Origin of the sequence: Paenibacillus sp. 22594 (assembly GCF_052044425.1) — a bacterium.
In the GTDB taxonomy this organism is placed as follows: Bacteria; Bacillota; Bacilli; order Paenibacillales; family Paenibacillaceae; genus Paenibacillus_AQ.
In genome coordinates this window covers 291,016-314,432 of sequence record NZ_JBQENA010000006.1, presented here as the reverse complement: position 1 = coordinate 314,432, position 23,417 = coordinate 291,016, and the positions used below count along the sequence as shown (strand labels likewise).

Sequence of the window (23,417 nt, the reverse complement as noted above, 5' to 3'; positions counted from 1 at the left end):
ATAACTCGATTCATTTATTCTTCCCGCGTCAGCTGCTCCTGAATCTTGTTTCCATAGTCAGAGAACGCGCTGCTGTTCCCGAATCCGCGCTGCCGCATCAGCTCCTGTAGGCGAAGTCTTTTCAGCGTCAGTTGGGATTTAAGCTCCTTCTGTTCGCCATCCGTGGTGATTCCATTGCTGTGACATGCCGCGAGCAGCTTCTCCAGGGTTACACATTCCTTGTGCAGCGTGACTTCTTCCGGGAGCAGACCGGCGTTCTTCATGATTTTGAAGGACATCCGCAAATCTTCCGGCACCCCGGACAGATCCTCCAGCTGAAGAGGTTTACCGTGCCCCGGCAGATCCTCGAACTCGCCACTACGTATAGCTTCCTGTATCCTCTGTTCCGCAAGCCAAGATAATATCGTCATATCCACTCTCTCTCCTCTACTGCAAGGCTCCAATCAAGATATCAGGCCGATGTGCTGCCGTTTGCCTATAGTTTAGCATAGGGGATGAGTGAAATCACCCGTTCACTATTTCTGTTTTAGATAACCCCGTTCTCCGTAAGGCGACAGCTTCTCCAGCCATTTGCTCTCCAAATCGGGCAACTGTTTGCGGTATTTGGAGAGTTCGGTTACCTCTGCCACAAAATCTTCTTCAGGCTTAATCAGCTCCAGAATCTCAAAAACAAATGCTTTCTCTCCGAATTCCTTCCAATCTGCCTGAAGCGCTTTATTGTCATGATTTCCGATGTCCAGCATGAACTTATGCTTATTCCAGACTCCATCCAGATTAATGCTGCTGCCTACAAAGGCCTTATCATTTAAGGTGTTAACAATTCGGTATACTCCCATCGGCCGGTGGGTATGAGCGTAGTTATAGGCCAATTCTTTACGTTTTGACTTTTCCATGTTTGCTATTCTCTCCTTCATCTATAAACTAACCCAGTAGCTGCTTCCATCTGGCTCACGGTCCAGCAGCCCATAATCAATCAAATACCGCCGGAGCGTAACATAATCCGCAAAAGCCTCCTTCAGGATGGCGTTAACCTCTTTCTCTGTATATTTGCGGCCGGCTTCAAAACGCTTAATCAGCTGGCGGAGAATTGCGGCCTTGCGCTTCTGCTTCTTAGGAAACTCCGAGATTGGACCTTCCAGGCCATGCTTAAAATAGGCGTTCAGGATCTCGGCATTCTCCTCCTCGGTAATCGCAAACCGCTCGTCAACCATGGCGGCAGAACGCGGGATACTGACAAAAGGCGAGGCCGCCCCAGGTTTCTCTTCGACAAGCTCCATTACAGCGAGAAACAGCTTCGCCTGCTTCACCTTTTCCCGCAGAGTAAACCGGTGATTGCGCACCGTAGAGGTACTGCCAATGCCCAGTTCCTTGGCTGCTTCTCCATCACTCAAACTGTGCCGAAAAGCATTTAACAGCCCCTTCTGTAGCTCCGTCAGACCGGTAAGCTTCTTGTCTAGTCCCAGCAGCCAGTGAAACATCCCTCCATGTGCCTGTTCCACATGAAGTGCTGCATATTTGCCGGCTTCATAATATTGACTCTCTTTCTTGTAGATCAAACCCTTCTCAAATTCCTCTCCACAGACCAGACATGTATAGTAACCTGAATGCTCGCGCATCTCAAAAAGATATCCCTGCTTCAGCTCACTAATGGAGGCGTTCCAGAATTTTTCCGAAATACTAACCGATTCATTACCTTCCGCCAACTCAATCACCCAATTCTCCACTAATATATAGACATATTATCATTTTGTTTGTTATTTTACAATCATCTAATTACATTGTTTATAAAATTTCAAAAAAACTGCCATAACAATGGACAGCAGCTAAGAAATGTTAAGATTTCCGTTAGAATTCCTTAAGTAATTAGTTAAATCGTATAGGATATTTCCATCTACACTTATGGAGTCGTATCCAGTTTTATTACAAGGGGGAGTTTTATATGGAAAAGTTAAAAACTTATGCTTTTGGTCGGCCTGTAATGTTTTCAATTATTTTGATTGTTGTGACGATTGCCCTTACGTCCATACCTTTAGATCCTTTGTTTGTGTCTTTGTTAGGTCAGCAATCTAGTGAATATGCAACAGGTTTAATTGAGCAGGTACTGGTTGGTTTTGCTTTGATGTGGGTTCTGAAACGGTGGGGGTTATTGAAGAGCGCAGGATTTACCCGCCCGAACTGGAAGGGATTGTGGATTTACTGGCCTATGATTTTGTTAATATTACTCAACGGGTCAGATTTTATATTTGGCAATATTGTTATAGATACCTCAAAACCCGTTGTAATTGTACTGTTCATCTTAACTTATCTATCCTCGGGATTATTTGAAGAGGTGTTATGCCGCGGTGCTGTATTGTCCGTAATGCTGCGTAAATGGGGGGCAACCCGAAGAGGATGTTATGCTGCGGTGATCATATCCAGTGTATTGTTTGGTTCCGCGCATATCATCCATTATTTTCTTCATGATTCTTCATTGCTTGCTACGTTAACTCAAATGACTTATGGAATATTTATCGGAGTGTTTTTTGCAGCCTGTGTTATCAGGAACAAGAGCATTTTTCCGGCAATGCTTGCTCATGGTGTACTTGATATCTTTGGCAGCTTTCAAGCAATTGCGGTTGGTGGCGGTTTGACCAAAACCTATCTTACTATGACTGTCAGTAACTCCGTAAGCTCAATTCTGATCACTCTGCCCTTATTTATTTATGGACTAATTATCATCCGAAAAGTAACACCTTCTGAAGATCATGGATCTTTTGCATAGAGTTAACTTTTGCCTACAGCTATAATGGACAAATACATGGATGTATATCCACGTGAGTTAAGGCAGCCTCTAACCAGAATTATGTTGTGATGAAATAATAACTATAATTGGGCGGTGAAAAGGAAATGAAAGAAAGAATTTTATTATCCCTGGCTACTTTAGACGATGTAGAATTCATTGTTGATAAAAAAACTAGTACTTCCTTATGGTCTTTCGAAGATTTTATTTCATCCGATAAGGAAGCAGTTAGAACGAATGTAATAGAGAAAATTAATAGTGATTGGTATAAGCAATACATAATAAAGCTTGATGATCCAGAAAGAACAGCTATAGGAGAATTGCATATTCATTGGTATGTAAAAGAGCGTGAAAGTTGGGAATTGGGTTATTGTATTTTTCCTGAATATCGAGGGCAAGGATTTTCTGTTGAAGCTGCAAAAATAGCGTTGAAGTATGCTTTTGAAGATTGGAATGCGCATAAAGTCGTTGCCATGTGTAATGAATTCAATACCGCTTCATACAAGGTGTTGGAAAGGTTAGGAATGGTCAGAGAAGGTATATTCAGAGAAGAATTACACTGGCAAGGTAAATGGGTAAATCAATTCTTCTACTGTATACTTGACAGTGATTATCGAAAATGAATATCTGAATTCACTTCACTAATCGACTGCCGGATATTTATAAAAAATAATTGACGTCTTATTATTCATCAAGCGAAGCTCTATATGTTGAAGTGTAGGACTTCAAGTGCATAACTCATGAATGAACATATTCATTACAGAGCGTCATTTGAAAGGGAATCTACTATGGAGCAATATAGTATTCTAATTATTGATGATGAACAGGAAATTGTTGAGTTAATTGAGATTTATCTTGTCAATGAAGGGTATCGGGTATTAACAGCATTTGATGGAACTGAGGGCCTTAACATTCTGAACCATAAGAAGATAGATCTGGTTGTGCTCGATATCATGATGCCAGGAATGGATGGAATGGAGACCTGCAGAAGGATAAGGCAAACCATGAACCTACCTATTATTATGCTGAGTGCCAAATCACAGGATATGGACAAGATCCTTGGGCTTGGACTTGGTGCAGATGATTACTTATCCAAACCTTTTAATCCAATGGAGCTGATTGCACGGATCAAATCACAGTTAAGACGTTATATCATTTTAAATGTACCGAGCCAACACAAGAATGAAGACAGCGTCATTCATATCAAAGGGTTAGTGATCAATAAAAATAATCATTCCGTCTCTACTGACCACGGTGAGATCAATTTAACCCCAACTGAATATGAAATACTGTTATTGCTCGCCAGTAGTCCCGGCACAGTGTTTAGTGCAGAACAAATATTTGAAGCGATATGGAAAGAAAAATATTATGAATCTAATAATACGATCATGGTTCATATTTGGAGACTTAGGGAGAAAGTTGAGAAAACGCCAAAAGCACCTGATATCATTGAAACCGTGTGGGGAGTTGGCTACAAAATTGAAAAATAAACTGGGCACCATACGCTATAAGTTGATACTAGTTTTTTTCACTAGTGCTGCTTTGACCGGTTTATGTATGCTTTTGATATTTGCTGCCTTACTTGAGGCGTCCAAAAACCACCCCTTCGCGGTATTTTTCATGCAGCATTTAATTATATTTTCCCTGCTATTATTTGTCATTCTTATCTTGCTGATGATTGGATTTCTTCTTCTGATGACCAGAGGGAGCATCGCATATCTCGAAGATATAACGAAAACACTGGAAACCATCTCTAAAGGTGATTTAGAAGTCAACATTCCGGTAAAAAGCTCTGACGAGCTCGGAAAATTAGCCACCACCGTCAATAGCATGGTTCATAAACTAAAAAAATTGATGCAAGAAGAAAAAAGCTGGGAAAAAACAAAAAATGATTTGATCACAAATTTATCGCATGACTTAAGAACACCATTGACTTCTATCCTTGGGTATATGGAATTGATTGCGGATGTCAAATACACGGATGAAGAAAGCATAAGGCACTATGCAGGTATAACCTTCCAAAAGTGTAATGAACTCAAGGTCCTGATTGACAATCTTTTTGAATATTCAAAGCTGACGAATTCGGAATTAACCATCAATAAGAGCATGCTAAATCTGGGAGAACTTTTGGAGCAAGTGCTTCTTGGATTTATTCCTGCTCTGACAGAGGCGGAAATGGAGTATAGACTATTTTACAGCAATGAAAAAATCATGATTAATGCAGACCCGATTCTATTGGTACGGGTATTTGATAACCTTATTAGTAATGCTATCAAGTATGGAAGTAAAGGGAAATACCTTGATATTGAGCTAAGTAAAGCTGATCATGAAGCGCTCGTACGTATTATTAACTATGGGGAGCCGATCTCAGATGAGGATTTGCCCTTTGTGTTTGAAAGATTTTATAAAGCTGATAAATCACGCTTTGGACAGACCAATGGATCAGGTCTGGGGCTTGCTATTGTAAAGAGTATTATTGAGCTGCATGACGGTACAGTTACTGTAAGCAGCATAGATCATAGAACCGCCTTTGAGATCAGGTTAAGAATAGAGGCATAATACAAAAAGAGCCTAATCCATGGCCACCAGCGGATTAGGCTCTTTTGTTCTCAGGGATTCTGTATCCTACTGAGTGAGTATATCAGGAGAGTAATGATTCTGCGCCATCAATCACAATCTGTGCTCCCGTGATATGAATCGAGTCATCCGAGGCAAGAAAAGACACCAGATCCGCAACATTTTCCGGTTTACCTGGTCCGTCAGCAAGCGGCTGTGCACCTTCCGGGAACTCAATCGGGATCACAATGGCCTCTACTTCTTCATTAAATTCCGTGCTTTCATCAATATTGGTCGAGATGGCTCCCGGACAGATGACGTTGACACGGATTTTGAACTTCGCCAGTTCCAGGGCAGCCATCTTGGCAAAAGCAACCTGCCCCGCTTTGGTGGTACTATAGGGTGACCAGCCAAAGCTGGCAAACCGGCTGTTGCCGTTGATGGAACTCGTAATGATGATGCTGCCTTTTCCCTTTTCCTTCAGATGAGGAATGCTGTATTTCAGCGTAAGGAAGGTTCCTGTCAGATTCACGGATATCGTACGCTCCCAATCATCCAGGCTCAGCTCTTCGATAGGACCTACCGCTCCATTGATTCCGGCATTGGCAAAAACAATATCCAGTCCGCCAAAATGCTCCACCGTCTTGCGTACTGCCTCTTCCATGCGCCCGGCATCCGAAGTATCGACATCAATAGCCAGTGCACAGTCCTTGCGTTGTTTGTTGAGCTTCTGCTCCAGGACGGAGGTACGTTCATTCACCAGGTCAAACAAGGCTACATTTGCACCTTCACGGGCCATCTGAATCGCTGTCGCTCTGCCGATCCCAGAGCCCGCGCCTGTAATTATGGCTGTTTTACCGAGGAAACGCTGCTTTTTTGCTATATTCGGGCTCATATGTACACTCCCTTTCCAATTCGTCCAACTTAGTGGCTCTGTTTCAAGATTACCCAAATGAGCCTTGATTATAATCATTTTATGCAAAATTTGCACAAACTTGATGCAGCATGCACACTGCAACTACAAACAACCACCTATTCATTACCTGCTAGACACATCCCAAAAGGGCAAAGCGAATGGGTAAATTGCCTACGGTGCAATCGAAAAAAGCCCCGCTGCCGCAGGGCTCTCCTCACTCCTTCAATTCTCCAGCTTGCGCACATCCACCTTGACCGTCAACGTACCGGATACACCGCGGTATACTCCTTTTACCGGAACGATATCTTTATAATCCCTGCCATGTCCAAGCTTGATATACCGCCAGTTCACTTCCACATTATTCGTCGGATCAAAGCCAAGCCATCCAGTGCCAGGGATATGCGTCTCTACCCAGGCATGCGAAGCTTGCTCGAAATTGGCATTACCGCCTTGAAGGTCACCGACAAAATGGTAGCCGCTGACGTACCTGGAAGGCAGTCCGACGCTGCGGCATACTGCGATCATTAGATGGGCGTAATCCTGGCATACGCCGCGTTTGAGCTTTAATGCTTTTTTAACAGTAGTGTTCACACTTGTCGCTTCAGGATCATAGGTAAACTGTTCGTAGATTGTCGATGACAGTTTTTTGATCCATTCGTACATATCCTCTGCTTCATCAAAGGGATGTTGTGACGCAAACTCGACAAGCTCTGGTGTTACTTCGGTATATCGGGTAGGTAAAATGAACTCCACGTACCGGTTCTGGAACTTATCATCGTTCAGCAGCTTCACCTGATCCTCCAACGGAATATGCGGAAGATCGGCGCCCTGCGCCTTATCCAGTGTAACCACGGTGGCCTTGGTATGAATCACCATCTCCGTATGAGGTTTATTCACAGAATAGGCATGCACACGGTTGCCGAAAAAATCCTCATAGGTAAGCAGGTTCGCTGGAGGAAACACTTCTACCTCATGATGATAGCAGGACTGACGGTAATTCGTCCTCGGTGTCAGCCGGATCTCATTGACACTGTCTGTAACTGGCTCCGGGTAGCTGTATGTGGTCGTATGATGGATCTGAATTTTCATGCGGAGACTCCTTCACGGCGAAAAAAGGCGCCTTCCATCGTTTTACCAAGCTTCTGGCAGGAGATCATCAGTGATTGCAATACATCCTCTACGAGATCGCCGGACATCTCTTCCTTTTCCATATAGTCAAGCTCTGCCTTGATCTTGCCGGCCTGCCGGATCACCCGCTCGTGACCGGAGCCCTTCTCAGAAGTATCCAGCTCCAGTTTGGCCAAATGCTCCTCCAGCTTGTGGAACGAGAAGCGGATCGAACGGGGGAAATACGCATTTACAATCAAAAACTCCAATATGCTCTCCGGGGACATCGCATCGGCGTAATAGCGTCGGAAGGCTTGATACCCGCTCACTGATTTGAGGACCGCCTGCAGCTGTGTATAAATAGCATTGATATCTTTGGACTTACAGGACACCGTAACAGCCTGCAGAATCCGGGTCGTATTCTCTGCCCGCTCCAGGAAGCGTCCGCTCTCAATGAAGCGCCACTCATTGGCTCTCAGCATAACGGATTGCTCAGCACCGAGGAACATGGCAGCACGCTCTTTGACATGCTGATAGAACTGATGAGGTCCGACCATAATATCTGCAAGGGATTGTTCCCCGAGCCACAAGTTGAAGCTGTTGACAATATCCCACAACTCACTGGGAAGATGCTGTCTCAGCGTCCGCAGATTATTTCTCGCCTGGTGGACGCAAGAGAATATTGAATTGGAATTGCCAAGGTCCAGGGTAATGAAGGACAAGACATCCTGCTCGCAAAAGCTGTCAAATTGCTGCTGATATTCATTTCTGACACCCAGCGCATCGATCAGCCGTGACCATTTATGTCCTTCAGCCTGGAAGTCCTCTTCCTGTTGTATATGATAATGCACATCGATCAGCCTGGCATGATTCTCCGCCCGCTCCATATACCGGCCAATCCAAAACAAAGCCTCCGCATTGCGATTCAGCATCGTAGCCACTCCTTCATATAACGAATTGATGCCGCACTTTGTTAATTCTGAAGCGTTATGCTGTATACACTAAACCATTACCCAAGTATCCTTCACGCCGCCACCTTGTGACGAATTCACCACCAGCGAGCCTTCCTTCATGGCTACCCGTGTCAGACCACCCGGAATAACATGCGGTTTGCGGTCGGAACCCATGAGCACAAAAGCCCTCAAATCAATATGCCGAGGCGTCATACTGCCACCCGAAAGCACTGGAGCTCTAGACAGTGACATAATCGGCTGGGCGATATACCGGGCCGGATCGGCAAGAATCTTGAGACGGAAATCGGCAAGCTCATCCTTGGTCGCTTCACTGCCAATCAGCATCCCGTATCCTCCGGACAAGGAGGTTTCCTTTACAACCATCTCATGCAGATTATCCAGCACATACTGGCGTTCCTGTGCACGGGACAGCAGATAAGTAGGCACATTTCCCAGGATCGGTTCTTCGTTCAGATAATACCGGATCATATCCGGTACGTATACATACATCGCTTTGTCATCAGCTACTCCGGTTCCCGGAGCATTGGCTATGGCAATATTCCCTGCCCGGTAGGCGTTCATCAGCCCGGCAACACCCAGGAGTGAATTCGGCTGAAACGCCAGCGGATCTATGAAATCATCGTCCAATCTGCGGTACAGTACATCCACACGTCTGAGACCGTTCATTTCCTTCAAATACACCTTATGGTCCTGGGCAACCAAATCCCTGCCTTCCACCAGGTATATTCCCATTTGCTGGGCTAGAAAAGCATGCTCGTAGTAAGCTGAATTGTATTCGCCCGGAGTTAGCAGAGCAATGACCGGGTCCTTCGTCCGTGACGGTGAAAGACTGCGCAGCACGGATAGAAACCGGTTCAAACTGTGGTCGACATCGCGGATGGAGCTGGCAAATGACAATTCGGGAAACAGCTGATTCATCAGGGATCTGCCTTTAAATAGGTAAGAAAATCCTGAGGGCGTCCGCAAATTGTCTTCAAGCACGTAATATTCACCATCATGATGGCGGATCAGATCGATTCCCGAAGTAGTAACGTAAGCTCCGCCGGGTACCCTCATGCCGGACATCTCCGGCCGGAAATAACAGTTCGAAATGATCATACGTCTCGGTACGATTCCGTCTTTGACAATGTACTGCTCATGATAGATGTCATGAATGAACAGATTCAACGCCGTAATACGTTGAATAATACCGGCTTCCAGCCTTTCCCACTCCAGTTTGGGGATAATCCGCGGAATCATATCAAAGGGAATCGTACGCTCCATGGGGTGATCCTGTGCAGGATTGTACAGCGTAAAGGTAATTCCCTCTTCCATCATCCGACGCTGCATGAGATTCTGTTTGCCCTGCAGCTCTTCGGGGCTCATCCCGGAAAACATGCGGTTCACATGTTTGTAATGCGGCCGGACGCTCCGTTCATCGGCATACATTTCGTCGTAAAAATGTTGCAATGGATATGGAGACAGCCCGGGCAGAGGATCAAGTTTGGACATGAGCCCGACTCCTTTCGGATCAATATGATGTGTTATGTTTGTTAACAAACCGTCCTTATTTTTGAAATAAAGAGATGAAAATATTGAAATATACCTTAATAATACGTAAACGCTAATGTTCATGTCAATATATATAACAGCAGAATGGAGTTTATAACCCACCCTGGCAATTGTGGAATCGCTTCCTTTCTCAAGGGAGTGCTAATCAGGGGTATGCGTATTAGGAATACATAGAATTGTATGCGGGAGAGTTGACAAGCAGTACTATTATGAATTTTTCATATATTGAATTTTTACAATTAGAACCACAAAAAAGAGCAGCTGTTGCTTCTATAAAAAGCACAGCCGCTCATGGCACCAATTCTCGTACTATTCTATAGGGTACTGGTTTAGTCCTGCTCTTCGTCCAATTCCTCTTCGGCAATCATTCCGGCAAAGAGGGCGTGTACGAATTGGGTAGAATCAAATGGCTGCAAGTCCTCCATCTTCTCTCCCAGACCCACAAGCTTAACAGGCAAGTTCATTTCTTGGCGGATAGCGACAACAATCCCGCCTTTGGCTGTTCCGTCCAGCTTGGTAAGAACAAGGCCGGTTACACCGCTCTTTTCTCCAAAAAGCTTGGCCTGAGTTAATGCATTCTGCCCGGTAGTAGCGTCCAGCACCATCAGCACCTCATGTGGGGCGCTCGGAATCTCCCGCTGGATGACACGGAAGATTTTATTGAGTTCTTCCATGAGATTGCTTTTGTTCTGCAGTCTGCCTGCCGTGTCGCAGATCAATATATCCACGTTCCGCTGCTTGGCAGCTTGAACGGCATCAAACATGACCGCAGCCGGGTCTGAGCCCGCCTGCTGCTTAATAACATCCACACCGGCGCGCTGTCCCCAAACTTCAAGCTGTTCTATAGCACCCGCACGGAAGGTATCGCCAGCCGCAAGCAGAACCTTTTTACCTTCCTGCTTATAACGGTGTGCCAGCTTTCCAATAGTGGTCGTCTTGCCTACCCCGTTTACGCCGACGAACAGAATGACAGTGATCCCGTCAGGGTTCTCCTTCAGACTATTGTCATCATCACCGCGCAGCAGTTCCATCAGCTTCCGGGACAAAATCGGCTGCAGCTCGGAAGCATCCTCAATGCGCTTCTGCTTCACTTCCGCTCTTAACTCCTCAACCAGCGTCATCACCGTGTTGACTCCAACATCGGCACCGATCAGAATTTCTTCCAATTCCTCATAGAACTCTTCATCTATCTTTTTACGGCGGATGATCAGGTCAGATACCTTCTCTACGAACCCTTTACGGGTTTTCTCAAGACCGTCGCGGAACTGTTTCGTTACACTCTCCGTTTTACCAGAGATGCTTTCTTTTAATTTTCGAAAAAAACTCATATGGTTCCTCCTAAAAGTTTGTATAGCCTTACTTCCTGCATTTACTTCGTACAAACTCACATCGGAAGCATCTGCCTAGTTTTGTGAGCAGTTGCTTCCTTGCTTAGGCTTCGTACAAAACTAGCTTCGTAAGCATACGCTTAGTTTGTATAGCCTTACTTCCTGCATTTACTTCGTACAAACTCACTTTATAAGCATCTGCCTGCCTATGCGATCTCCGCTTCTTCATCCTCCAGCTTAACCGAAACCAGTTTGGATACGCCGCCCTCTTCCATCGTAACCCCATAGAGTACATCCGCTTCTTCCATGGTTCCTTTACGGTGGGTGACAACAATAAACTGCGTCTGCTCCGAGAATTCGCGCAGATACTGGGCAAAGCGTACCACATTGGCTTCATCCAGTGCAGCTTCGACCTCATCCAGTACGCAGAACGGAACCGGCTTGACTTGAAGGATGGCGAACAGTAGTGCCATCGCGGTCAGAGCACGTTCTCCTCCGGATAACAGCTGCAGATTTTGCAGTTTTTTACCTGGAGGCTGGGCCACAATGTCAATGCCTGTATCGAGCATATGTTCAGGGTCCAGCAGCATAAGGTCTGCTCTGCCTCCGCCGAACAGCTTCGAGAAGACGGTACCGAATTCACGGCGGATGGCGTCAAAGGTCTGCTTGAAACGTTTGGACATCTCTTCTTCCATCTCATGAATAACGTGGTACAGCGTAGTCTTGGCTTCTACCAGATCATCCTTTTGACCGCTGAGGAAGGTATAACGCTCATGTACACGCTGATATTCCTCAATCGCTCCCAGATTGACCTCTCCCAGCGCAGAAATGCTGCGTTTGAGTCGCTGAACCTCCAGTTGGGCAGCAGGCACATCCTCTGGTACTGGATAACGCTGCTTGGCCAGTTCATAGCTCAGCTCGTAATCATCACTCAGCTTGCGCAGGATATTATCCAGTTCAACATCTAAACGCCCTACTGCAACCTCAGTTGACCTCAGCTTATCATCGACTGCCTTCAGGGCCTGACGCTGATCCTTGGTTTCGCCTTCTGCAAGCTCCAGCTTGCGTGTCAAGGCGGCACGGTCAGCCCGGGCCAGATCCAGCTTGCCTGCAGTCTCTTCTTTTTTCAGGCGGAAGTTGTTCAGGTCTTCCTTCTGTTTCACGGCTTCTCTTGCGTTTTCTTCCAGATCCTGCTCAATCGTGATCAGCAGGCTGCGGCTGTGGCGCAGTTCTTTGTCCTGCGATCCCGCATCCTGTCTCATGCGCCGCAACTGCTCTTCCAGAGAGAAAATCTCCTGGTCCAGCTTGCCCTCCGTTACCTTCATCCCGGTCAGCTTGCTTTGCAGCTCTTCTTTTGCCGATTCATTTGCCTTGCGTGCCGATTCCGCATTACGGATCGCCTCATGGGCCTCTTTCTCTTCCTTCTCCAGCCGTTCAAGCTCGGAAACCGCATGCTTGCGGCTTTCATCCAGTGCCCTCACTTCGCTCTCAAAGCCGCTGCGTTCGGCACCGGCTCCATCGACCTGCTCCTGCACATGGCGCAGCTCCTGCTCAAGCTGCTTCAAATCACCGGAGACACGCTGCTCCTCCAGCCGTTTCTCATCCCCGCCATGTCGAAGCTCTTCCAGCTTAAGTGAAGCCGTTTCCTGCTCCTGCCGCAACCGGCTGATGCCCTGCTTCAACTTTGCAATTTGCCGCTCACTCTCTTCAATCTCGCTGAAGAGCTGGTCAAGCTGGCGTTTGCGGCTTAACAGACTGTTGTTCTTCTTATGCTGACTGCCCCCGGTCATGGAACCTCCCGCATTGACAACATCGCCTTCCAAGGTCACCACCCGGTAACGGTATTGACACTTGGCTGCGATACGGTTGGCCTGCTCCAGACTCTCGGCGATAACCACATTACCCAGCAAGCTTCCGACTATACTCGCGTATTTATCCTCGTATCCCACCAGCTCAGAGCCGATTCCGACAAAACCTTCTGCCCCTTCAACCATTGCGCGGTCGCTTCCGCCAATCTGCCGTGGACGGATAACGTCCAGCGGCAGAAAAGTCGCACGTCCCAACTGACGCTGCTTCAAAAAGGAAATCGCTTGCCGGGATACGGCTTCGTTATCCATAACCACATGCTGGAGTGAAGCACCCAGCGCGGTTTCTACAGCCATTTCCAGCTTCTCGGGAACGGATATCAGCTCCGCTACAGCACCGTGTACACCACTAAGCTGCCCTTTGCGCGCACCCTTGAGCACCTCTTTTACCCCAAGCATGAATCCGTCAAAATCATCCTGCATTTCCTTCATGGTCTCATGCCGGGACACCTGGGCTTCGCGTTTCTGCTCCCATTTGCGCAGTCCACCCTGCGTCTCCTCCAGCAGCTTCTGGCGTTTGCTGGTCTGTTCGCTTTCGGTGATATAAGCATTACGGAGCGCGCCAATTTCATTGCCCAAGCCGGAGATTCTATCCTTCAGCCCACTCTGTGCAGTAATTAATTCCTCCAGCTTTGCTGTCCATTTACCGCTCTCTTCCTGGCTGCGGCTCATTCTGCGCTCCAGGCTTTCTTTTTGCTGATCCGCATAGCGGATTTCATTCCGGGCCTGGGCCATCAGATTCATCAATTCCAGCAGAGCACTCTTAAGCTTCTCTTCTTTGCTCTGGCTAATACCACCGGCAACGCCCTCCAGCCTGGACTCCTCGTCTGCCAGCTGCTTACGCAGCTCCTCGAGTGATAACCGGGATTGCTGAAGCTTATGCTCCAGCTCCGCAAGCTCGCGCTGACGGTCAGCAGAACGTTCGCCAACAGAACCCAGCGTAGTCATCAGCTGTTCCCGGTTGCTCTCCAAATTGCGTCTGCGCTCTTTTAGCAGTTCACCGTAGCCTTCGCTTTTCTCATTGGATTCGCTATATCGCAGCAGCTGTTCCTGCAGCTTCTCTACTTCATTTTCCAATGTCCGCAGCTCGGCACGTCCACTTTCAAGCTTCGCGTCATGGGCAGATACAACAGTAGACAGCTGGAGCTGTTCGTTACGAAGCACTTCCAGCCGGTCATTACCTTCCTTCCACGCCGTATGTATCCCTTCAATTTGGTGAACATACACAGCAATCTCCAATTGTTTGAGCTGCTCTCGCAGTTCCTTGTAACGGATCGCCTTTTCGGACTGGTCCTTCAGCGGTCCCACCTGATCTTCCAGCTCACTGATCAGATCATGAATGCGCAGCAGATTCTGCTCCGTTTCATCGAGCTTGCGCCCGGCATCTTTTTTGCGTGATTTATATTTAACTATTCCAGAGGCTTCTTCAAATATACCCCGGCGATCCTCGGAACGGGTACTGAGTATCTCTTCAATCCGGCCTTGTCCAATAATGGAGTATGCCTCGCGCCCGATACCGGTATCCATGAAAAGTTCTGTAATATCCTTCAGCCGGCAAGCTTGCTTATTGATTAAGTATTCGCTATCCCCGCTGCGGTGCACACGACGTGTTACGGTCACCTCACTGAAATCCAGGGGCAGTGCATGATCCTCATTATCCAGTGTCAGCGAGACTTCCCCGTAATTCACGGCTTTACGCGCATCACTTCCGGCAAAAATGATATCCTCCATCTTGCCGCCGCGCAGTGATTTGGCGCTTTGTTCACCCAACACCCAGCGGATGCCGTCGGAAATATTACTTTTGCCGCTGCCGTTCGGGCCGACTACAGCAGTAATTCCGCGTACAAATTCCATTTCCGTTTTGTCGGCAAAAGATTTAAAGCCAGCTAATTCAATCCGTTTCAAAAACATACCCTGTTATTCACCTCTGCCCCATTATACCATAGCGTTTCACCGCCTAAAATAGCTCATAATTATGAGCTTGCATTCTCAAGTTCACGTTCTAAAATACTTGTAATTTCCTCGAAAAAGAGCAGCAAAAGTCTGACCTCCGCCTGTACGCCGGCATTCAGACCATTGCTGCTCTCCTCCGCTGGACTCCCCCACGATGTGGAGCAATCCTGAAGTCAATTAATAAGTTCAAGGAATTCAAAAAAAAGCAAACCCTTACTATTCAGACAGGAACTAAGCGCCATCTTCCTTCAACTGTAATAGTGCCGCTGCTGCTGCCTGCTGCTCCGCTTCTTTCTTGGAGCGTCCACTGCCTCTGCCAAGGGACCGGCCCGCCATATAGACCTCAGAGACGAATTCCCTTTCATGTGCCGGTCCGCGTTCTTCAATAATCCGATATTCCAGCGTGCCCATTCCGTGATGCTGAATCAGCTCCTGAAGCTCCGTCTTGAAATCGCTCATCTGCATTTGCAGCTTGCCATCCGTCTCCACCAGCGGGAATACGTGATTATCCAGAAACCGCCGTGCTGTTTCCAGCCCTTGGTCCAGATAAAGCGCTCCCACGAAGGATTCGAACACATCGGCCAGCAAGGCCGGGCGGGTTCTGCCGCCCGTAAGTTCTTCCCCTTTACCCAGCAATACAAAGCGTCCAAAGCCCAGACTCTCTGCGAATCTGACCAAGGAGGGCTCACATACAATTGCAGCCCGCAGCTTGGTTAATTCACCTTCAGGTCTGTCCGGAAGCAGATTGTACAAATATTCAGAAACCGTAAGCTCCAGAACAGCATCGCCAAGAAACTCTAGACGCTCGTTGTCCTGATGCTGGTTGAAACGGTGTTCATTCACATAGGATGCATGGGTAAAGGCCTGCTTCAGAAGTGCAGCATCGTGAAATTGGATTTGAAGTTGGCTCTGTAACTGCTTCAGGTCTCCTTTCACTGCACTGTCTCCCTTACTGATTATATTTTTTGAGAATAATCGTCGCGTTATGTCCACCGAAACCGAATGAATTCGACATAACGATGTTCAGATCCGCTTTGCGCGGAACATTCGGAACATAATCCAAATCGCATTCCGGGTCGGGGTTGTCCAAATTAATAGTAGGTGCAATCAAGCCTTTTTGCAGAGACAATCCGCAAATTATGGCTTCCACACCTCCGGCAGCACCAAGCAAGTGGCCTGTCATGGATTTGGTGGAGCTGATCGCAACCTTATATGCGTGCTCTCCTAAAGCCATTTTCACCGCAGATGTTTCTGACTTATCACCTACAGGTGTCGAGGTTCCATGAGCATTGATGTAATCAATCTCTTCAGGAGCAATTCCGGCATCGCGGATCGCCATCTTGATGCAACGTGCAGCACCATCCGGATCAGGCTCTGTCATATGGTGGGCATCCGCACTGAGACCATAGCCAATAATCTCGGCATAAATCTTGGCTCCGCGTTTCTCGGCATGCTCGAGTGATTCGAGAATCAAAATCCCGGCTCCCTCACCCATAACAAACCCGTCGCGGTCGATATCGAACGGTCGGCTGGCTTTCTCAGGCTCGTCGTTGCGTGTCGACATCGCTCTCATTGCACAAAAGCCTGCCATGCCCGTTGGACGAATCGTGGCTTCCGAACCGCCACAGATCATCGCATCCGCATCTCCGCGCTGAATCAAGCGGAAAGATTCCCCAATGGAATGGCTTCCTGTTGCACAGGCTGTAACTGTTGTAGTATTCGGGCCCTTGGCACCTAAACTAATCGACAGTTGACCGGATCCCATGTTGGCAATCATCATCGGAATAAAGAACGGGCTAACCCGTTTGGGACCTTTTTCCAAGAGAAGATTATGATTGTCTTCCCAAGTGCCGAGTCCGCCAATACCGGAACCCACGGATACTCCGATCCGCTCCGCATCGATATCCTCACCGATCACAAGTCCGCTGTCCTTCAGCGCATCTTCACCTGCTGCGACTGCAAACTGGACAAAACGGTCCATCTTGCGTGCTTCCTTACGGCCAAACCGCGCCTCCGGATCAAAGTCTTTAATTGATGCCGCTATTTTGGTCGTATACTCGCTGACATCAAAAGCGTCCACCGTCGAAACTCCGGATTTGCCGCTCATCAAATGATCCCAGAACGTGTCCAAATCCGTGCCCAGCGACGTTATTACGCCCATTCCTGTAACAACCACTCTATGACTCAAACGCAATCACCCCATCTGTAGGCTGTATCTTCTTGTTATAAAAACTATATAAACTTCAATCGCCGCAAGGTCATTCCATGCGCGGTCCAGTTATTTTCCCCGTAAAGGTGCATATGGCATCCTTTGGTATCGCATAAATGCTGTAAAATGAGGAGAAGTCCCGCCCTCTGTAGGAACGGGACTCTCAATCATATGACTCTAGGTATGAGATTGTATGTACTTCACAACTTCACCCACGGTCGTAATCTTCTCTGCATCTTCATCAGAGATTTCCATGTCGAATTCATCTTCCAATTCCATAACCAATTCTACTACATCAAGAGAATCAGCACCTAAATCATCTTTGAAAGACGCTTCTAATGTTACCTCAGCTTCATCGGCACCTAAGCGGTCGATGACAATGCGTTTTACACGCTCCAATACATCGGACATCCGGTTCACCTCCTCTTTTGGTATTATACGAGATATGAAGTCAAAATACCATAGAGCTCAAAAAACGCTTTCCGGCCGCCCCAATTCTCATCCACTGTAGACTTTACAGCTTAGTTGGCCTTACATGTACATTCCGCCATCCACGTGAAGTGTCTGACCTGTCATGTAGGCTGCCCCTTCCGAGGCTAGAAATACAACCGTCATGGCAATGTCCTCCGGCCGCCCAAGACGTGCAAGGGGAATCCCCTTCTCGTACTCACTGCGGACTTCATCGGACAACTGGTGTGTCATTTCGGTATCAATAAAACCCGGGGCAATACAGTTCACTGTGATACCCCGTGAGGATAACTCGCGTGCCGCTGACTTGGTCATTCCAATAATACCTGCTTTGGCTGCTGAGTAGTTCAACTGCCCAGCGTTCCCAATCACACCGATAACCGAAGAAATATTGATAATTCGGCCATAACGCTGTTTCATCATCGGGCGGGTGGCTGATTTCAGACAGTTGAACACGCCTTTGAGATTCGTCTCAATCACCTGGTCAAATTCTTCTTCCTTCATACGCATGATCAGATTATCCCGGGTAATACCGGCATTATTGACCAGAATATCAATCTTACCCCAGGTGTTAATAACCTCTTTCACCAGGTTATCCGCTTGCTGGCTGTTGCCGACATCGCCCTTCAGGGCAATCCCTTCTGAGCCAAGTTCGACGATACGAGCGACGGTCTCTTGAGCAGCCGCTTCATTGCCGGAATAATTCACGGCTACTTTCACACCATACTCCGCAAGCGCAAGCGCAATACTCCGGCCAATGCCGCGCGATCCGCCTGTGACGAGAGCTGTCTGGCCTTTTAATGCTGAGAACATGCCATATTCCCCTTTCATCCATTCCACATCGTTTGCCTATGCCGAAATTTACCAGCCTGTCTGCGCGCTTTCCAGACTATTAATATTGACAACTTTAACGGTTTTGTCAATCTTGCGGATTAATCCTGCTAGCACATTTCCTGAACCAATCTCCACAAAGGTATCCACTCCAGCTGCAATCAGCCATTCTACACTATCCTGCCACAGCACAGGGGAAAACACCTGCCGAACCAGAAGTTCACGGATCTCATCCGGTTCTGTGACCGCTGTCGCGTTCACATTGACAATCACCGGCACAGAAGGCGTGTTAAAGTTCACTTTTCCAAGTTCAACAGCCAGGCGTTCAGCAGCTTCCTTCATCAGGGAAGAATGAAACGGTCCGCTTACTTCAAGAGGAATGGCCCGTTTACCGCCAATCTCCTTGACTCGCTGCACCACTTCTTCAACACCCTGCTTGGAACCGGAAACAACGATTTGACCCGGGCAGTTCACGTTGGCCAGCTCCACGACATGACCTGTATCCGATATCTGGCCGCAGAGCCCAGTTAAGGCTTCACGTTCCGCACCAAGCACAGCTGCCATTGCCCCTTGTCCGCCGGGAACTGCTTCTTCCATGTAGCGTCCACGCAGACGTACCAGACTCACCGCATCCTCATAAGACAATACACCGGCAGCTACAAGGGCACTATACTCCCCAAGGCTGTGTCCTGCAACATAGTCAGGATTCACCCCGTGTTCCCGCAGCGCTTCCAGGTAAGCCACACTAGTTGTAACAAGTGCGGGCTGTGTATTAACAGTCTGCTTTAGATCACTATCCGGCCCCTCAAAAACAAGGCGGCTGAGCGGAAATCCAAGCACTTCATCGCCCTTTTCGAACACCGCACGGCTATGCGGAAGAGCATCATATACATCCTTACCCATCCCTACAGCCTGTGCACCCTGGCCAGGAAAAACAAACGCAATTTTACCCATCAGTCTGAACTCCTTCTCGTTGAACAGTGAGGCATTCAGCCTGCTCCGGCCGTTCTGCCGCCACTTCCTTCTATATTATAGGCCCTGTGGCTTCACCAGATCAGGACTGAAGCACCCCATGTAAGACCTCCACCGAAACCTACCATCAGAACGGTGTCGCCTTCCTTCATCCGGCCTTCTTCCGCTGCCTCAACCAGTGCAAGCGGGATAGATGCTGCAGAAGTGTTTGCGTATTTATCGACATTGATTACGCATTTCTCCGGCGGCAGATCCAAACGCTGCATCGCAGATTGAATGATGCGGATATTCGCTTGATGCGGTACAAACAGATCAATATCTTCTTTGGAGATTCCCGCTTTGGTGAGCACGCGCTCCGTAGCAGAACCCATAATCCGTACTGCGAATTTGAAAACCTCACGGCCGTTCATGTAAATGAAATGTTTTTTATCTTCTACGGTTTGCTGCGAAGCCGGGAGACGCGAACCGCCTGCTTCCATCTTCAGCAAACTTCCGCCGGAACCTTCTGCGCCGAGATCAAAAGACTGGAATCCTCTTCCTTCCGGCACTTCCCCAAGAATAACGGCTCCGGCACCGTCACCGAAGAGAACACAGGTATTACGGTCTGTGTAATCGGTAATCCGTGACAAGGTATCAGCACCGATAATAAGAGCATTGTTGTACATTCCGTTCTGGATAAATCCGGTTGCCGTAGCCAAGCTGTATACGAAGCCTGAACAAGCCGCCGACAAATCAAATGCCGCCGCGCCTTTTGCACCCAGTTTGTCCTGAAGGATGCAGGCTGTGGACGGAAATGCACTGTCCGGCGTTACAGTAGCGATAATAATCAGATCGAGATCTTCTGCTTTCATTCCCGCTGAATCCAGCGCTCTGAGCGCTGCTTCGTATGCAAGGTCCGAGGTCGCTTCATGCGGAGCGGCAATATGCCGTTCCCGGATCCCTGTACGGCTGACAATCCATTCATCGTTAGTTTCGACGATCTTTTCCAGATCACTGTTGGTTAATATTTTCTCAGGCACATATTTCCCTGTCCCAATTATTCCTACCGGACGCAATTGTTTCATGTCCTCACTCACTTCCCGCTGATTTCCTTGGATATACTGGATACCAAATCCGCTTGCAACGCAATTCTTGCTTGTCTGACTGCATTCTTGACAGCATTCCCGTCAGATGAGCCATGTCCTTTCACTACCAACCCGCTGAGACCGAGCAACGGTGCCCCGCCATGCTCCTTATAATCCATTTTACCCTTGAGGCTTCTGAGCTCAGGCATCAGGATGGCCGCCCCCAGCTTCGTCTTCAGAGACTTACTGAACTGTTCCTTCAGCAGAGAGAACATCGCACCCGCTGTACCTTCCAGTGTCTTCAATAGTATATTCCCTGCAAATCCGTCACATACGAGTACATCGCAGTTGCCGGAGAGCACATCCCGTGCTTCCACATTGCCGACAAAATGAATCCCCTCCAGCGCTTCAAGCAGCGGGTAAGCTTCCTTCGTCAGTTCATTGCCTTTCCCAGGCTCAGTGCCTACATTCAGTAGACCCACGCGCGGTTTAGCAATGCCATGCACTTTGTTGCGGTAAATACTGCCCATAAGGGCATATTGCACCAGATGCTGAGGCTTGGCATCCATATTGGCACCCAGATCAAGTGCCAGCACACCGACATCATCCAGGGTCGGAATCATTGGCGCCAGTGCAGGGCGTTCAATCCCCTGCATTCTCCCCACAACCAGCAGCCCCGTAGTCATTAAGGCTCCTGTATTCCCGGATGAGATCATGGCATCGGCTTCACCTTCGCGAACCATACGGCCTGCAACTACCATGGACGAATCTTTTTTACGGCGGACCGCCTTTACCGGCTCTTCATCAGAACCAATGACGTCCCCCGCATGACGCACAGTCACATTGGACGGCTTATTCTTCAGCAGCGGCTCAAGTCTGGCTTCATCGCCGACGAGCACAATCTGCGTGTCACTCCACTCTGCAGCTGCGGATAACGCACCTTCGACATTACATTCAGGAGCATTGTCCCCACCCATCGCATCAATGGCGATCAGCACTGCGGTTTCCCCCTTCGCTGTATTCTTCAATTGCGGACCGGTACACTATGAAATGGCCCTGAAAAACCAATTCTTCACCGACATAGGTAAATACATCCACTTCCGCTTTGCCGTTTCGGCCCGCGAGTGAACGCACCTGCGCTTTGGCAATACATTTCTCATGAAGCCGCACCATTCGGACAAAACGAATATCGGCGGAAGCCGTCAGGGCAATCTCGTCATTGATAATGGCTACCGCCAGTGAGTTGGCTTGGGCAAACACATAGTGTCCACGTGCAATCCCGTTTCTGGAGAATACATGTTCCTCACGGATTTCAAAGATGGAAATCCCGCTCCGGTCCAGCTGCAGGTCTACAATATCACCGACCACTTCATCTGCTGGCAAGGATCGCACCTGATCATAAGAGTGCTCTGCCATCTGCTTCATCCGCTCACGCAACTCGGGAATCCCTAACTCCATCCGGTCCAGCCGGATCGTCTGTATGCTCACCTTGAGCTGCCGGGTCAGTTCCCGGTCAGTCACAAAAGGGTTGCCGTCTATGATCTGCAGCAGCTTCTGCTGACGCTCTTTCTTGGACATCCGCTCTATGGCGGCTCACCTCCTGGCACATGCCAAGCGGAAACGGCTTCAGCGCCCATGAAATGGACAGGTTCCGTTTCAGCAGGAAATATAAGGGTAATGGGTGGATAACATACAATCCTTATATTTTGAAAATAGCATCCGGCCTTGAGATGGCCGCTATCATCATTGCTATAACTCTTAAGAATATATTTAGAACCAGGTACTAATATGTAGTATAAAGCATGCAGAAGCAAAAATAAAGCGTTGACTTCCAGAGTTGCTTACGCAGGCATCCGTCCCGCCTAATAAGCCACACCTGTAAAACTTGGCACATAAGCTTTTTAACGGAAGGCGCAGCAGATTTCTTTATGTAGAACGGGCCTGCACAGCCAATACAATCGTATATTCCCAAAAAAAATAGCACCTCACCAGCAGATGAAGTGCTACCTTTCGTTGGAAACTATTGTTTGATGATCTCTCTAGCTTTGTAAGTTCCGCAAACTTTGCATACGTGGTGAGCCAGTTTCAGCTCTCCGCATTGTTCACATTTCACCATGCCCGGCACAACCAGTTTGAAGTGGGTGCGGCGTTTGTCACGGCGTGTTTTGGACGTTCTCCGTTGAGGTACTGCCATTGTGTTACACCTCCTAATTCTGTTTTAACCCGTTATCACCCGGGATTTGTTCTTAGTCATCTTGCTTGGTAAAGAATCCTTTCAACGCAGCGAGTCTAGGATCGATCACTGTGTTGTCGCAACTGCAGGTGCCTTCGTTCAAATTTTGTCCGCATTTCTGACAAAGACCAAGACAGTCTGCCTTGCACAATACCGAATCCGGTAAGTGCAGTACGAAATTTTCCTCCACAAACGGGACAAGATCCACAATCTCATCCTCGATGTAAATGAGTTCCTCATCTTCATCTTGGGGAAGAAGCGGCTGCTTAAGCCATTTGAAAGTCTCAGCAAAAGGAATGTTCAATTCACTGTTAACCTCTGTAAGGCAACGCGCACATAACATGTCCACATTCCCATTCAATTTCCCCACCACATTCACACAATCGGTGTCCGCGGGCAGCGCTTTAAGGTCCACTGAAAGTGGTGCAACAGCAAGTATATCCTTTCGCCCTTTGACAAGCTCGGTTACATCCAGCGTTTCCTGAATGTGCAGAGGCTCGTCGGCATTAGCCAATTTGCGAAAGTGAATCTTCATATTCATCACTCCAAACAAACAAAATTTATTATACCTAGTATTACCTAACTTTGTCAACCATTTTCCCTTTATATTG

The 23,417-nt window shown here is 47.9% G+C and carries 23 protein-coding genes; 4 read left to right on the top strand and 19 right to left on the bottom strand.

Annotation, left to right across the window (positions count from 1 at the left end):
• Window positions 1-14 precede the first annotated feature (14 nt).
• From ACTJKB_RS20665 to ACTJKB_RS20655, 3 genes are all read right to left on the bottom strand, one after another.
• The gene (locus tag ACTJKB_RS20665) at window positions 15-410 is read right to left on the bottom strand and encodes a DnaJ family domain-containing protein (RefSeq protein ID WP_440836248.1); all 396 of its coding nucleotides are present in this window, start codon (window positions 408-410) and stop codon (window positions 15-17) included.
• A gap of 105 nt (window positions 411-515) precedes the next feature.
• Window positions 516-893 (bottom strand): GIY-YIG nuclease family protein, encoded by a 378-nt coding sequence (locus ACTJKB_RS20660; protein WP_440836247.1) that lies wholly within the window; start codon window positions 891-893, stop codon window positions 516-518.
• A 21-nt stretch (window positions 894-914) separates the two neighbouring features.
• Window positions 915-1,724, bottom strand: a complete 810-nt coding sequence (locus ACTJKB_RS20655; protein WP_440836246.1) for a DUF2087 domain-containing protein — start codon at window positions 1,722-1,724, stop codon at window positions 915-917.
• Between the two features lie 215 nt (window positions 1,725-1,939).
• Here ACTJKB_RS20655 and ACTJKB_RS20650 point away from each other — a divergent pair, with 215 nt between their 5' ends.
• The 4 genes from ACTJKB_RS20650 to ACTJKB_RS20635 all read left to right on the top strand — a co-directional run bounded on the left by ACTJKB_RS20650 (window position 1,940) and on the right by ACTJKB_RS20635 (window position 5,338).
• Window positions 1,940-2,761 (top strand): CPBP family intramembrane glutamic endopeptidase, encoded by an 822-nt coding sequence (locus ACTJKB_RS20650; protein ID WP_440836245.1) that lies wholly within the window; start codon window positions 1,940-1,942, stop codon window positions 2,759-2,761.
• Between the two features lie 125 nt (window positions 2,762-2,886).
• On the top strand, window positions 2,887-3,402 hold the full coding sequence (locus ACTJKB_RS20645) for a GNAT family N-acetyltransferase (RefSeq protein ID WP_440836244.1): 516 nt from the start codon (window positions 2,887-2,889) through the stop codon (window positions 3,400-3,402).
• Between the two features lie 165 nt (window positions 3,403-3,567).
• Window positions 3,568-4,269 (top strand): response regulator, encoded by a 702-nt coding sequence (locus tag ACTJKB_RS20640; RefSeq protein WP_440836354.1) that lies wholly within the window; start codon window positions 3,568-3,570, stop codon window positions 4,267-4,269.
• Window positions 4,247-5,338, top strand: coding sequence for a sensor histidine kinase (locus ACTJKB_RS20635; protein ID WP_440836243.1), 1,092 nt, complete (start codon window positions 4,247-4,249; stop codon window positions 5,336-5,338). The genes ACTJKB_RS20640 and ACTJKB_RS20635 overlap by 23 nt, the downstream gene beginning before the upstream one ends.
• Before the next feature lie 82 nt (window positions 5,339-5,420).
• On the opposite strand, the gene ACTJKB_RS20630 is transcribed toward ACTJKB_RS20635, so the two are convergent.
• The 16 genes from ACTJKB_RS20630 to ACTJKB_RS20555 all read right to left on the bottom strand — a co-directional run bounded on the left by ACTJKB_RS20630 (window position 5,421) and on the right by ACTJKB_RS20555 (window position 23,341).
• Entirely contained in the window at window positions 5,421-6,230 is an 810-nt protein-coding gene (locus tag ACTJKB_RS20630; protein ID WP_440836242.1) for an SDR family oxidoreductase, read from the bottom strand.
• Window positions 6,231-6,473: 243 nt separating this feature from the next.
• Complete coding sequence (locus tag ACTJKB_RS20625; RefSeq protein WP_440836241.1) at window positions 6,474-7,340, bottom strand: transglutaminase family protein; 867 nt, start codon at window positions 7,338-7,340, stop codon at window positions 6,474-6,476.
• Window positions 7,337-8,290: an alpha-E domain-containing protein gene (locus tag ACTJKB_RS20620; RefSeq protein ID WP_440836240.1), complete on the bottom strand. Its 954-nt coding sequence runs from the start codon at window positions 8,288-8,290 to the stop codon at window positions 7,337-7,339. The genes ACTJKB_RS20625 and ACTJKB_RS20620 overlap by 4 nt, the downstream gene beginning before the upstream one ends.
• Before the next feature lie 69 nt (window positions 8,291-8,359).
• Window positions 8,360-9,823: a circularly permuted type 2 ATP-grasp protein gene (locus ACTJKB_RS20615; RefSeq protein ID WP_440836239.1), complete on the bottom strand. Its 1,464-nt coding sequence runs from the start codon at window positions 9,821-9,823 to the stop codon at window positions 8,360-8,362.
• 389 nt (window positions 9,824-10,212) lie between these two features.
• Window positions 10,213-11,211: a signal recognition particle-docking protein FtsY gene (ftsY, locus tag ACTJKB_RS20610; RefSeq protein WP_440836238.1), complete on the bottom strand. Its 999-nt coding sequence runs from the start codon at window positions 11,209-11,211 to the stop codon at window positions 10,213-10,215.
• Window positions 11,212-11,417: 206 nt separating this feature from the next.
• Window positions 11,418-14,987: a chromosome segregation protein SMC gene (gene smc, locus ACTJKB_RS20605; RefSeq protein ID WP_440836237.1), complete on the bottom strand. Its 3,570-nt coding sequence runs from the start codon at window positions 14,985-14,987 to the stop codon at window positions 11,418-11,420.
• Window positions 14,988-15,260: 273 nt separating this feature from the next.
• Window positions 15,261-15,965, bottom strand: a complete 705-nt coding sequence (gene rnc / locus ACTJKB_RS20600; protein ID WP_074083558.1) for a ribonuclease III — start codon at window positions 15,963-15,965, stop codon at window positions 15,261-15,263.
• Between the two features lie 13 nt (window positions 15,966-15,978).
• A complete protein-coding gene (gene fabF / locus ACTJKB_RS20595; protein WP_440836236.1) occupies window positions 15,979-17,217 on the bottom strand; it encodes a beta-ketoacyl-ACP synthase II in 1,239 nt (412 codons plus the stop codon).
• 198 nt (window positions 17,218-17,415) lie between these two features.
• On the bottom strand, window positions 17,416-17,649 hold the full coding sequence (locus tag ACTJKB_RS20590; protein WP_019911228.1) for an acyl carrier protein: 234 nt from the start codon (window positions 17,647-17,649) through the stop codon (window positions 17,416-17,418).
• A gap of 120 nt (window positions 17,650-17,769) precedes the next feature.
• Window positions 17,770-18,519, bottom strand: a complete 750-nt coding sequence (gene fabG / locus ACTJKB_RS20585; RefSeq protein ID WP_379152855.1) for a 3-oxoacyl-[acyl-carrier-protein] reductase — start codon at window positions 18,517-18,519, stop codon at window positions 17,770-17,772.
• Window positions 18,520-18,567: 48 nt separating this feature from the next.
• Entirely contained in the window at window positions 18,568-19,491 is a 924-nt protein-coding gene (gene fabD / locus ACTJKB_RS20580; protein ID WP_440836235.1) for an ACP S-malonyltransferase, read from the bottom strand.
• Between the two features lie 92 nt (window positions 19,492-19,583).
• Window positions 19,584-20,573, bottom strand: coding sequence for a beta-ketoacyl-ACP synthase III (locus ACTJKB_RS20575; protein WP_143191797.1), 990 nt, complete (start codon window positions 20,571-20,573; stop codon window positions 19,584-19,586).
• An 8-nt stretch (window positions 20,574-20,581) separates the two neighbouring features.
• Window positions 20,582-21,571, bottom strand: coding sequence for a phosphate acyltransferase PlsX (gene plsX / locus ACTJKB_RS20570; protein WP_440836234.1), 990 nt, complete (start codon window positions 21,569-21,571; stop codon window positions 20,582-20,584).
• Window positions 21,555-22,151 carry a transcription factor FapR gene (gene fapR / locus ACTJKB_RS20565; protein ID WP_074083564.1) on the bottom strand — a complete coding sequence of 199 codons (597 nt, stop codon included), beginning with the start codon at window positions 22,149-22,151 and terminating at the stop codon, window positions 21,555-21,557. Before fapR ends, plsX begins: the two co-directional genes overlap by 17 nt.
• A 442-nt stretch (window positions 22,152-22,593) precedes the next feature.
• Window positions 22,594-22,767, bottom strand: a complete 174-nt coding sequence (gene rpmF / locus ACTJKB_RS20560; RefSeq protein WP_019911234.1) for a 50S ribosomal protein L32 — start codon at window positions 22,765-22,767, stop codon at window positions 22,594-22,596.
• Window positions 22,768-22,819: 52 nt separating this feature from the next.
• Window positions 22,820-23,341 (bottom strand): YceD family protein, encoded by a 522-nt coding sequence (locus ACTJKB_RS20555; RefSeq protein ID WP_440836233.1) that lies wholly within the window; start codon window positions 23,339-23,341, stop codon window positions 22,820-22,822.
• Window positions 23,342-23,417 lie beyond the last annotated feature (76 nt).